This window comes from Candidatus Ulvibacter alkanivorans, assembly GCF_003333325.1.
GTDB lineage: Bacteria > Bacteroidota > Bacteroidia > Flavobacteriales > Flavobacteriaceae > Ulvibacter_A > Ulvibacter_A alkanivorans.
This window is the reverse complement of sequence record NZ_QOLC01000090.1, coordinates 1-12871: the sequence shown is the minus strand read 5'-3', so window position 1 is coordinate 12871 and position 12871 is coordinate 1. Positions and strand designations below refer to the sequence as shown.

The 12871-nt window shown below is 41.3% G+C and carries 10 protein-coding genes; 6 read left to right on the top strand and 4 right to left on the bottom strand.

Features of this window, described 5'->3' with window-relative positions; translation table 11 throughout:
- Positions 1–103: 103 nt before the first annotated feature.
- Entirely contained in the window at positions 104–820 is a 717-nt protein-coding gene (locus tag DWA30_RS09915) for a DUF547 domain-containing protein (RefSeq protein ID WP_114492389.1), read from the bottom strand.
- A 159-nt stretch (positions 821–979) separates the two neighbouring features.
- On the opposite strand from DWA30_RS09915, the gene DWA30_RS09910 reads away from it, so the two are divergent.
- The 4 genes from DWA30_RS09910 (at position 980) to DWA30_RS09895 (ending at position 6526) form a co-directional block, all read left to right on the top strand.
- Positions 980–2290: an NAD(P)/FAD-dependent oxidoreductase gene (locus tag DWA30_RS09910; RefSeq protein ID WP_114492388.1), complete on the top strand. Its 1311-nt coding sequence runs from the start codon at positions 980–982 to the stop codon at positions 2288–2290.
- On the top strand, positions 2287–4188 hold the full coding sequence (locus DWA30_RS09905; protein ID WP_114492387.1) for a 4Fe-4S binding protein: 1902 nt from the start codon (positions 2287–2289) through the stop codon (positions 4186–4188). Before DWA30_RS09910 ends, DWA30_RS09905 begins: the two co-directional genes overlap by 4 nt.
- A 152-nt stretch (positions 4189–4340) precedes the next feature.
- A complete protein-coding gene (locus DWA30_RS09900) occupies positions 4341–5039 on the top strand; it encodes a glycosyltransferase family 2 protein (protein ID WP_114492386.1) in 699 nt (232 codons plus the stop codon).
- A complete protein-coding gene (locus DWA30_RS09895) occupies positions 5036–6526 on the top strand; it encodes a cellulose synthase family protein (RefSeq protein WP_114492385.1) in 1491 nt (496 codons plus the stop codon). The genes DWA30_RS09900 and DWA30_RS09895 overlap by 4 nt, the downstream gene beginning before the upstream one ends.
- On the opposite strand, the gene DWA30_RS09890 is transcribed toward DWA30_RS09895, so the two are convergent.
- Complete coding sequence (locus tag DWA30_RS09890; protein ID WP_114492384.1) at positions 6523–7767, bottom strand: M28 family peptidase; 1245 nt, start codon at positions 7765–7767, stop codon at positions 6523–6525. The two genes, DWA30_RS09895 and DWA30_RS09890, sit on opposite strands and share 4 nt — an antisense overlap.
- Before the next feature lie 31 nt (positions 7768–7798).
- Between DWA30_RS09890 and DWA30_RS09885 the strand changes: the two genes are divergently transcribed.
- Positions 7799–8908, top strand: coding sequence for a TolB family protein (locus DWA30_RS09885; protein WP_114492383.1), 1110 nt, complete (start codon positions 7799–7801; stop codon positions 8906–8908).
- Between the two features lie 8 nt (positions 8909–8916).
- A complete protein-coding gene (locus tag DWA30_RS09880; RefSeq protein WP_114492382.1) occupies positions 8917–10359 on the top strand; it encodes an MptA/MptB family glycosyltransferase in 1443 nt (480 codons plus the stop codon).
- A gap of 3 nt (positions 10360–10362) precedes the next feature.
- Here DWA30_RS09880 and DWA30_RS09875 read toward each other — a convergent pair whose 3' ends face one another.
- Together DWA30_RS09875 and DWA30_RS09870 are read right to left on the bottom strand one after the other, a co-directional pair.
- Positions 10363–11898, bottom strand: coding sequence for a bifunctional GNAT family N-acetyltransferase/carbon-nitrogen hydrolase family protein (locus DWA30_RS09875; protein ID WP_114492381.1), 1536 nt, complete (start codon positions 11896–11898; stop codon positions 10363–10365).
- Between the two features lie 2 nt (positions 11899–11900).
- A partial coding sequence (locus tag DWA30_RS09870; protein WP_114492380.1) for a deoxyhypusine synthase family protein occupies positions 11901–12871 on the bottom strand: 971 nt, incomplete at its 5' end.

Below are 12871 nucleotides of genomic sequence, written 5' to 3'. Positions count from 1 at the left end.
ATAATTATCAGTATAAATAATTTCATCGTTTTTAGATTAAAATAGATTGCTTCTACTACCCGCGACTTAGAAAAAACAGACCACGGCAAGGAAAACCTTTCACTTACAAACGGTTCAAACTCCAATCGTAGGGGTAATAAGTTACTTTACTGCCAGCGGGAATCTTCGTTTCGCGAAAACGGTTTATAAAACCGATGACATCTTGCGAATCGGTCACAAAATCTTCTTTATACCATTTAAAAATTTCGGAAAGCGCCACCTTGTTTTTGGAAACCTTGATAAAATTAGGGTCATTGATCGCCTTTAATGATTGTTGTTGTAGTTGTCGCTCTAATGTTTCTGGTCTATACGCTTTTGAGATGATGGGTGGGCAACTCAAAGCGCCGCAAACAAGTACAAAATGAAATCGAGGCTCATTAAATTCTGCACGTAGTTTCTTGTTTTCAATATCGTTTAGTGTAAGCGTATTACCCCCTAAGTCGTACGTAATCGTGTCGAAAAAACCCGGATGTGCTAAGGGTGAGCTGGTAGGGTAGTTATCAATTATTCCTTTGATGACCGCTATGTTGTACGCATTGATCCAAAAGGCTTTATATTGGTCAGGATTCGAAGTTGAGACCTTGATCTCCCTGGCTTTTTCTAATACTGACTGTAAGGATTGCGGCTCGCTATATATGGCCTTATAATCGATCTTTCCGTTTGTGACATAGCTAGAAAAAAAGGCATCGGCTTCATCAAAAAAAGAGTGAAGGTTTTGAGTGGTTGCTTCGGAAAGTGCACACACTACAAGAATGACAAAAACACAAATAGATCGTTTCATTAGCAGTTCAAATTACCGTATGTAAGTCGTAATTCCTTCAGAAGAACTTACATTAACAATAAAAATTCTTTAAAAGAATAAATTAATTTTCTAAAGCTAATTCATATTGTTGTAATGTTATTACCTTTAAGTTCGACAGACTCGTCAAGATTTCAATTTATGGAACACATCGTAATAATTGGTAATGGGATTGCCGGCGTTACAGCAGCCCGTCATATTCGAAAACTTTCCGACAAAAAGATCACCATTATTTCTGCAGAGGCAGAACATTTTTTTTCTAGGACCGCATTAATGTATGTGTATATGGGCCATATGCGTTGGACAGATATTGAGCCTTATGAAGCATTTTTCTGGAAGAAAAACCGTTTGGAGTTAAAAAAAGCCTATGTCACCTCCGTTCATACCGATACTAAAACACTAGAATTTGAGACTGGTGACACTATGCACTACGATACATTGATTTTAGCCACAGGTTCTACTACCAATACGTTTGGTTGGGAAGGGCTAGACCTTAACGGTGTACAAGGACTCGTTACTAAACAAGATCTTGAGACGCTTGAACGAAACGCTCCAAACAATACCGAATGTCCGAGAGCTGTAATTGTAGGCGGCGGACTTATAGGCGTGGAAATGGCCGAAATGCTTTGTACCCGCGGAATTCAGGTAACCATGCTGGTTCGCGAACCTGCTTTCTGGAGCAATACCTTACCCATGGGAGAAGCAGAAATGATCTCCAGGCATATCGAATCGCACGGTGTCGACTTGCGTCTTAAAACCAATTTGGATAAAATTCTGGGTGATGGCAACGGCAATGCTCGCGCGGTGCTCACTAAAGAAGAGGGCGAAGAAATTCCGTGTAGCGTGGTTGGGATCACTACAGGTGTAACACCCAATATTGCGTTTTTAAAAGATTCTAAGATCGAAACAGACAAAGGAATTCTTGTAAATCGAAAACTAGCGACAAATATACCCGATGTATACGCAATTGGCGATTGTGCCCAACAGCGCGAACCTATTGGCAATCGGCCGCCGGTAGAAGCGGTTTGGTATACGGGCCGCATGATGGGAGAAGCCTTAGCACAAACGATCTGTGGTAATACCTTCGAGTACAATCCCGGAAATTGGTTTAACAGTGCAAAATTCTTCGATATAGAATTTCAAACCTATGGCTGGGTAAACTCCGAAGAGCGCAAGAAAGAGTATGAAGCACAGTTCCATTGGAAATGCCCTAGTGATCTGAGGTGCATTACGATTGCTTACCACAAACAAACGGAAGTGTTTTTAGGAATCAACACCTTTGGAATACGAATGAAACATGCCGTAATCGACCAATGGCTTAACGAAGACCGTTCGCTCGATTATGTAGTAAAGAATTTAAAGAAGGCCAATTTCGATCCCGAATTCTACGATTCTTATGAATCGAAAATACAACAAGCCTACACCAATCAATTTGAAAAAGCACAATTATGAGCAGCATTCAACGAGACATGTCATTAACGGGTGAGCCGCCCAAAACGATCAATACGCAACAAAAGTTGGCGACAACTGTTGGACTAGTAGGATTGGCAATTTTGTGCATTTCACTTTTTAACCTTAAGCTACCCTATCAATCCCTTTGGCTCACGGTTGCTTTGGTCTCCATTTCTGCAGGGACAATTTGGTTCGCGATTGCCACTTATGCCGATGAACATGCGGGAATAAAGAACAACGGCGTGTATTTTAAATCGTTGTCTTCAAGAGGATTTTGGGCGTGGGTACTTGGTATTTCATTAACCCTATTTTATGTTGTCTTATACTGGTTTCCGGCCTATTTAGGATTAACGCAGGACGGAAGTAATACCGGTATTATCGCTCTATTCGATCCACTTAGCAAATTGATAAGTGGAAATCCGGCAAGCCAATGGTTTGTGTATGGAACGCTTTACACCTTAGCCATCTTGGTATTTGGAATTAAGTTCATTCTTAAATATCGCCATAATAGATACGAGATCATTAGAACTATTTCGGTGATGTTCTTTCAGCTGGGATTTGCATTTTTAATACCAGAATTACTAGTACGCCTCAATCAGCCGTATTACGACTTAAAAAACATTTGGCCATTGAACTACGACCTGTTTGCCGGTTATAAGATCGATGAGTTCTTAGGTGCAGGAAATGTTGGCTTGATCATGCTCATCTTCGGAATACTTTCCATTTTAGTGATCACTCCAATCCTTACGTATAAATACGGAAAACGCTGGTATTGCAGTTGGGTTTGTGGCTGTGGCGGTCTCGCCGAAACAGCAGGAGATCCGTTTCGTCATTTAAGCGATAAGCGACAAATTGCCTGGAAAATTGAGCGTTGGGTTGTGCATAGCGTGGTGGTATTTGTAACCGTAATGACCACGGCGGTGGTCTTTACATACTTACAAGGCAACGAATCGGCTTCCATCTCGGAGTATAGTCAATTAGAGAATTCGTATGTATTTATGAGCAATGCCGAAGGAAAACCCATAGGCGAACGAATTTTGGCGGCACAAAAAGCCGGTGCTTCAACGGTGATCTTTATAAACAAAGACCCTAATCAAACAGCACCCGAAATCACTAATACGGAAGGGATAACAATAAACTACGCCGTTGTTTCCGAAGCAGAAAATCAAACAGCCTTTAACAACATCGAGAATGGTAAAGCTGCAACTTTTGTGGTGGATAGTCCGAATACAAACAGTGTTTCGATTCCTGCTGAGGCAAAAACCGTAGTCTACGATAATTTTTGGATCTCAAAAGAATTTTTTATTTGGTTCGTGGTCGGTTTGCTTACGTTGGTATTCGCATGGGTCATGCTCTTTAAGCGCGAACAATTGGCAAAAGATGCAAAATATGGAGCGATCGGCTACTTCGTTGTGGTAATCTCCATACTGCTATTCACTTATTTTAGTAGCCCTGGGAAACTGTTTTTCTTTGATGCCTATCAACTTCGGAAAACGTACGGATTTCTTATTGGCGCTATGTTTAGTGGCGTCATTGGAGTAGGTTTTTACCCCATCTTCGGAAGTCGTGTCTGGTGTCGCTTTGGTTGCCCGATGGCAGCGATCTTAGGATTCCAACAACGATTGTTCTCTCGATTTAGGATCACCACCAATGGTGGACAATGTATTAGCTGCGGAAACTGCTCTACCTACTGTGAAATGGGAATAGATGTGCGCGCCTATGCTCAAAAGGGTGAAAATATTGTACGATCCAGCTGCGTTGGCTGCGGTATCTGCGCTGCCGTTTGTCCTAGAGGCGTTTTAAAATTAGAAAATGGTTCCTTGGATGGCAGAATTGAAGGAAATGAGATCCTCTTGGGGAACGATGTAAACTTAATGGAATATGTGAACAAACGTTAAGATCGTTTTCACCTATAAGCAATAAAAATCTTCTAGCACATTGCGCATTATAACATTAGCCTACCTTCTATTGGCAGAATTTTTACGATATTGCGCGCCTAAGAAACGGAGCTTCACATCCAATAAATACGAATATTTTCTACCTTCTTTAAATGAATAAGCCTATAATAAATGTCATCATTCCTGCTTATAATGAGGCGGATTCTATAGGCAAAGTTATTGGTGATATCCCTTCAATTGCTTCGGAAGTAATTGTCGTTAGCAACAATTCTACCGATGCGACCAAACAAATGGCAGAATCTGCCGGTGCTACAGTACTTTCCGAAGAAAAAAAAGGATACGGTTATGCCTGTCTAAAAGGGATGGCGTATATCGCTAAGAAAACTGAAGCTCCCGATATTATCGTATTCTTAGATGGTGACTATAGCGACTACCCAGAAGAAATGACGGCCATCGTTGCGCCGATCATAGAACAAGATGTGGATTTTGTAGTAGGAGCCCGTGTTGACCGATTTAGAGAAAAGGGCTCGATGACGTTCCCACAAAAATTTGGAAATGCGTTGGCGACAAACTTGATGAAGCTATTCTTTGGTTCGCGTTTCACCGATCTAGGTCCGTTTCGCGCCATCAAGTACGAAAAATTGCTAGCATTGCATATGGAAGACAAAACTTATGGGTGGACCGTTGAAATGCAACTAAAGGTTTTACGACAAAAATTGAGTTACACAGAGATACCCGTTCATTATCGCAACCGAATTGGCGTTTCAAAAGTTTCGGGAACGGTAAAAGGTGCTATCTTTGCCGGCGTTAAAATTCTAGGCTGGATATTTAAATACAGTTTTAAAAAATGATTTTAGAGACCATTACGATCACCATCTATGCGATTGCACTATTGCTCATTTTCTTATATGCAATGGCTCAATTGAATCTCTTTATCAATTACATTCGATCTAAAAAGAACACCAAGGATGCCCCTACTTTCGATCTTTCGAACCCTGAAGAAACACCCTATGTCACCATACAATTACCGGTATACAACGAATTGTATGTAATGGAACGCTTGCTTACCAATATTGCGTCTATCGACTATCCAAGAGCAAAACTAGAGATCCAAGTGCTGGATGATTCTACCGACGAGTCTTTTGAAACCACCGCCAAACTAATTGAACAACTTCAGGCGACCGGCCTCAACATACAGCATATAAGCCGTAGCATACGGACCGGATTTAAAGCCGGAGCGCTCAAGGAAGGCTTAGCAATTGCCCATGGAGAGTACATTGCGATCTTCGACGCAGATTTTCTTCCGAAGAAAAACTGGTTAAAAAACACCATTCCTTATTTTAAGGATCCTCAAATTGGGGTTGTACAAACACGCTGGGGACATATAAATCGTGATTATTCGCTACTCACCAAAATACAAGCATTTGCGCTCGACTTTCATTTTATCTTAGAACAAGTTGGGCGAAACTTCGGAAATCATTTTATCAATTTTAACGGCACAGCAGGTGTTTGGCGAAAGCAGTGTATACTCGATGCAGGTAACTGGCAGGGCGATACCTTGACCGAAGATCTTGATCTTAGTTATAGAGCTCAGCTTAAAAAATGGAAGTTCAAATATTTAGAAGATGTAGAAACTCCCGCCGAACTTCCTGTAGTGATTAGTGCTGCTAAATCACAACAATTCCGTTGGAACAAAGGAGCCGCAGAGAATTTTCAGAAATTATATCCTACCCTTTTAAAAGACCCGACAGTTTCATGGAGAACAAAATTTCACAGTTTCTTTCATTTATTGAACAGTAGCATGTTCTTGTTGGTGCTTATCGTGGCGTTACTTAGTGTGCCTATGTTGTACATTAAAGCAAATAATCCCGAGCTTAAGAGCGTATTCTATGTCCTGGCAGGATTTGCGTTTAGCACCTTGATCTTCTTTATTTGTTATTGGCTTACCTATTCGCGTATTCATGGGGGAGGTATCAAGAATTTCTTTAGATACATAGGGATGTTCTTTATCTTTTTCTCGGTCGCCATGGGCTTTTCGGTTCATAATTCTATCGCTGTTTTAGAAGGTCACTTCGGAAAGAAAAGCGATTTTATTCGAACGCCAAAATTTAATATTAGCAGCTTGAAAGAAAGTTGGAAAGACAACATATACCTTACCAGCAACCTTTCGGCAAATACTGTAATTGAAGGGATCCTAATGCTGTACTTTGCCTTTGGAATGTACAGCGCCTTTGTTGTTGGCACCGAAGAAGGCGACTTTGGGCTATTCCCGTTCCACCTGATGTTGTTCTTGGGCTTCGGGTTTGTTTTCTTTAAAAGTGTATTGAGTAAAGCTTAAAAAGTCACCTCGACGGTGCGCAGATCACCATCTCGTTCGACCGTCACCGTTGTAGTTTGCCCTTGTTCAAATTCGGAAAGCGCCTTCATATAGCTCATCATGTCGGTAACTTCATGTTCGCCCAATTTTTTAACGATATCTCCTTTTTCTAATCCGGCCTTTTGAGCGGGTTTATCTTCACTTATACCATCAATACGCATACCTTCGCCTGTAAACAGATAATCGGGCACGACACCCAACGCTACTTTAAACTCGGGTACCACTTCACTTTCATTTTTTGTTTTTCTAAAAGCAAGTTGCCCATCATCATCGAGGTCGGAAATTATAGAATAGATATAATCAGCGATGCGTTGCATACCTTCATAGTTTAATTTCTCGGCATCATCGCCGGGCTTGTGGTAATCGCTATGCTGACCGGTAAAAAAGTGCAATACCGGAATATCTGCCAAATAAAAAGACGTATGGTCGCTAGGACCTATCCCACTTTCGTGTTCGGCAATAGTAAGATCGTATTCATTATTTGCAAACAAGGTTTGCTTAAAAACAGGCGAGGTGCCCACTCCATGAACAGCCAATGTGTTTTCCTCATTAAGACGCCCTACCATATCCATGTTGAGCATATAACTTACTTTTTTCGTATCGATGGTCGGGTTCTTTACAAAATAATTGGAACCTAGCAGTCCCATTTCTTCACCCGAAAAAGCAATAAACAAATAGTTGTTATTGGTTGCTTTGTTCTGTTGCTTATCAGTTACCAACCGCTGTGCAAGGTCTAGCATTACGGCTACACCACTTGCGTTATCATCGGCACCATTATGTATGGCTGCTCCTTCGCGATACAACGATCCTTCGCCTCCCATTCCTAAATGGTCATAATGCGCTCCAATAATGACCGTAGTCGCTGCCTCATTGTCTAGATAAGCTACCACATTGGTCCCTGTGGTCGTGCTATCATTTTTTAATCCGGTGAACTCAGCCGATTCATGGGGATTCGCACTAGGTCGAAATGTGAAGGTCTGTGTAAATTCTCCTTTATATCCTTTAGGTTGCAACCCAATATCCCTAAATCGCTTTTCAATGTAAGCTGCGGCCTCTAATTCCCCGGGGGTTCCGGTCTGTCTTCCGTTAAAGGTACTATCGGCTAAAACATAGACATCGTCTTTCATAGAAACGGTTTCGACTTCTTCCTGCTTACACGAAAATGCAATTAGCACCAAAAAAACTATTACAACTATTCTCATATCCTTATTTTTACACAAAATTAGTTTAAATATGAGATTTTTATCTTTTTTCGTCGCCTGCCTGGTGTTAATTTCTTGTAAAAATGATCAAAAAAGTGCCGATTTCCCTTCGGAAGCTTCCGAAGAAGCAAAAGAAGCGGTAAAAGATAGTTTGATCTATCCCGATGAAAAACATTTTACCTCCATACGCCAAGTTACTTTTGGTGGTGACAATGCAGAAGCCTATTGGAGTTTTGATGATTCCCAACTCGTTTTCCAAAGTAATTATGAATCATGGGGTGTAGGCTGCGATCAAATGTTCTTAATGGATGCTTCGGAAACTTTTAAGGATTCCAAACCTCCTATGATAAGTACCGGAAAAGGACGAACTACTTGTGCGTACTTTTTGCCCGACAATAAACATATTGTATATGCCTCTACCCATTTAGCCGATGAAAATTGCCCAGAAGTACCACTTCGAAAGAATGGAAAATATGTGTGGCCTGTCTATGACAGCTTCGATATTTTCGTATCCGATCTCGAAGGAAATATAACCGCACAACTCACGAACGAACCGGGTTACGATGCGGAAGCAACTGTATCTCCACAAGGCGATAAGATCGTGTTTACCTCAACTCGCAGTGGTGACTTAGAACTGTATACCATGGACCTTGACGGAAGCAACGTAAAACAAATAACGAATGAATTAGGCTACGACGGTGGCGCATTTTTCTCACCCGATGGCACAAAGTTGATCTATCGATCTTCTCGCCCAAAAACACCTGAAGAGATCAAAGAATACAAAGACCTTTTAGCACAAGGCTTGGTACAACCTACCGAAATGGAGCTGTATATTAGTAATGCCGACGGCAGCGATAGACGTCAACTCACCAACTTAGGAAATGCCAATTGGAGTCCGTTCTTCCACCCCAGTGGTGAAAAGATCTTGTTTTCTAGTAATTGGGAAGCCGAACGTGGTTTTCCTTTCAACTTGTACATGATCGATATCGATGGAAAGAATTTAACTCGAGTCACTCATGGTGAGACCTTTGATGCATTTCCTGTTTTCTCAAATGACGGTAAGTACTTGGTCTTTTCATCGAACCGAAATAACGGCGGTACTCGCGACACTAATTTATTTATTGCAGAATGGACCGACTAAGGTTGTAAATGCTCAGCTATTTAAAGCTATATCGCTTTCAATTCTTGCTTGCCTTTGCGAGTGCGCTACTCTATGTGGCTTTTGCATACGACCTAGAACGAAGTGACTTCGCACGACTTATATCGCTCTACGGTGCGCTTTTTTTTATTTGCTATCGACTCCTTAAAATTTCTAAAGGGTTGTTCTGGAGCTTGGCTGTAGCTGGAGTGATTTTTCGAATCCTTTTTATGGGTGCCATACCAAATCTTTCGCAAGATTTCTATCGTTTTATCTGGGACGGTCGTGTATTACTTCAAGGCTTTAATCCTTACTTATTCACTCCCGACATGTATAGCAAAGACCCGAGTATCGTTTCCGGATTTAGTATGTTTCAAGCCAAAGAATTAATTCGTGGAATGGGTACCTTGAATGCGAGTCATTTTAGCAACTATCCGCCTCTCAATCAATTTTTCTTCGGAATCGCTGCGTTGTTTGCCGGAAAGAGTATAGTTGGATCCGTTGTCGTACTTCGTATGATCGTGATCTTGGCCGATCTCGGTATTCTATACTTCGGAAAAAAACTGCTCACCAAGTTAGGCAAGGATCCGCATCTTATTTTTTGGTATTTTCTTAATCCATTTATAATTATCGAACTTACCGGAAACCTTCATTTTGAAGGCGTCATGCTTTTCTTCGTTATTTGGTCGCTCTACTTATTGCATTCGGGAAAATGGATATGGGCAGCGATAGCGCTCGGTTTGTCGGTCTCCGTTAAGCTGTTGCCATTGATGTTCCTACCATTGTTTTTCAACTATTATAGAAAACGTGCCAATCCAAACCTTCCGAAGCCATCGAATACAGTAGAGGAAAGCGTAAAAATCAATGTTCCGGTTTCACAAGCTCCCTATGGGATAAAAAAGCTGCTACTATTCTACGCATTGACCATGGGAACTATTTTGCTGAGCTTTGCGCCATTTCTTTCTTCGGAATTTGTCGCCAATTTTTTAACCACCATTGCGTTGTGGTTTCAAAATTTCGAATTCAATGCAAGTGTCTATTACATGATCCGGTGGATTGGATATCAAGTCGTGGGATGGAATATCATCGCAACTGTTGGTAAGGTGCTTCCCATTCTTGTGCTCGTGTTCGTTTTAGGACTTACATTCTTCAGAAAAAATAAAACAACCGAACAACTTATAACCGGACTTTTATTTGGGGTCTCGTTCTACTTTTTACTTTCCACGACGGTTCACCCATGGTATGTGGTCACTCCATTGACATTATGCCTTTTTACGCGCTATCGTTTTCCGATAGTGTGGAGCCTACTGGTCATGCTAAGTTATTCGGCCTATGGAGCCTCCGGATTTGAAGAAAATCTTTGGTTGGTCGCTACCGAATACACGGTTGTAATAGGTTATGCCGCGTGGGAGGTATATCACAATGGCAGAAAACCACTATTGTCTTTTAAATAAGTACTATTTCTTCTTTACACGTTCTAATCGATAGAAGTCTTTTCGACGGTCTTTTAAATTTCGAACCGCTCCAAATGAATGTAATTCCCGCAACAGGTCCAGATCGACATCGGCGACCAAGATCATCTCGGTATTAGGAGTGGTTTCTGCTTTAACACCATTATTGGGGAACGAAAAATCACACGGTGTGAACACAGCCGATTGCGCATATTGAATATCCATATTATGAACTTTGGGCAAGTTACCCACACTACCTGCGATCGCAACATAACACTCGTTCTCTATGGCACGTGCTTGTGCACACAAACGCACACGTGAATATCCATTTTGCGTATCGGTTAAAAACGGTACAAAAAGTATGTCCATACCGTCATCGGCCAATAGTCTAGATAATTCGGGAAATTCGGAATCGTAACAAATGAGTATCCCTATTTTACCACAGTCGGTATCGAAGCTTTGTAAGCGACTCCCATTTTGCATACCCCATACTTTGGCTTCATCGGGAGTAACATGAAGCTTTTCATAGCGTTCTATACTACCATCACGACGACATAAATATCCTACATTGTAGAGCTTGTTTCTAACGACCTCGGGCATGCTGCCAGTAATGATATTAATATTGTAGGAAATCGAAAGTTGCGAAAGCCGCTCTGTGATCTCTTTGGTGTATTTCGCTAGTTCACGAATTGCGTCAGACTCTGACAACTCATTATATCGTGCCATTAACGGGGCATTAAAGAACTCGGGGAAAACTGCAAAATCACTTCGGTATCCGGCAACACTATCAATAAAGTACTCGGCTTGATGCATCAGGTCTTCCAAGCCTTCGTAGGGTCGCATTTGCCATTGAATTAGCCCCAGTCGAACTACACTTTTGCTGATAGATGGTTTCTTAGTTGGTTTGGTATAATAAATATTGTCCCATTCCATGAGCACTCCAAATTCTCCCGAAGCCTTATCGCCTTCTAAGTATCCTTTTAATATACGTACGGGATGAAAATCGTTTGACATCTGAAAATTCAGCACGGGATCTTGAATCTCTTTCCGTTTTACCTTTTCAATGTATTGCTTAGGTGAAAGGGAATCGGAGTGTAAATGATAATTTGGCATCCTTCCGCCGAAAACAATGCTTTTTAAATTTAGATTTTCACACAATTCTTTACGGTAATCGTATAACCTACGACCTAATCGAAGCCCTCTAAAATCGGGTTTTATAAAAACGTCTATCCCATAGAGCACATCGCCTTCCGGGTCGTGAATTTTAAAGTTTGGGTCGGCTGTGATATCATTATAAGTATGTTGATTCTCGATCTTGTCGTAGTCGACGATTATAGATAGTGCGCATCCGGCAATCTCCCCATCGACCGTAATAATAACTTGTCCTTCGGGAAAAATTGAAATCAATTTTCCTATTTCCTCCAGTTTCCAATAGGAATTTGGCAACCCACCATAGGATTGTAAGGTTGCTTCCTTTAACGCTTCGTAATCTTTAAGTGTTAAGAATTTAAGTTCTATATTTTCAATCTTGGAGGAATCCATGGTTACATATCTAATAGGTAGGCAAAAATTAGAGGCGCCACGATGGTCGCATCACTTTCAATAATAAACTTAGGCGTGTCGATATCCAGTTTTCCCCAAGTTATCTTTTCGTTAGGTACCGCACCCGAATAACTTCCATAACTAGTTGTAGAGTCGCTAATCTGACAAAAATAACTCCAAAAAGGAGTGTCGGTACGCTCCATATCTTGGTATAACATAGGCACTACACAAATTGGAAAATCACCTGCGATCCCACCACCAATTTGGAAGAAACCAATTCCGTTCGTTGCGTTATCGGTGTACCAGTCGGCTAAAAAGGTCATATACTCAATTCCACTTTTCATGGTTGAAGCTTTCAGTTCACCCTTTAGTACATAACTGGCGAAAATATTTCCCATGGTGCTGTCTTCCCAACCCGGACAAATTATTGGCAGGTTCTTTTCGGCGGCTGCATACATCCACGAATCTTTTATATCGATCTCGTAATACTCTTCTAAAACGCCACTCAACAATAGCTTATACATATACTCATGAGGCAAATAACGCTCTCCATTTGCCTCTGCATCTTTCCAGATCTTTACAATGTGTTCTTGAATTCGTCTAAACGCTTCTTCTTCAGGTATGCACGTATCGGTAACACGATTCAAGCCCTTTTCAAGGAGATCCCATTCTTCCTGCGGAGTGAGGTCACGATAGTTAGGAACCCGTTTGTAATGGCTGTGCGCTACCAAATTCATAATATCCTCTTCAAGATTGGCCCCGGTACAGGAGATTATGTGTACTTTATCTTTACGTATCATTTCGGCGAAGATCTTACCTAATTCGGCTGTACTCATTGCACCTGCCAACGATACGAGCATTTTTGCTCCATTGTCAAGTTGTGTTTCGTACCCCTTGGCAGCATCTACCAACGCGGCAGCATTAAAGTGTAAATAATATTTTTGTATAAATTCTGAAATCGGTCCTTTGTTAG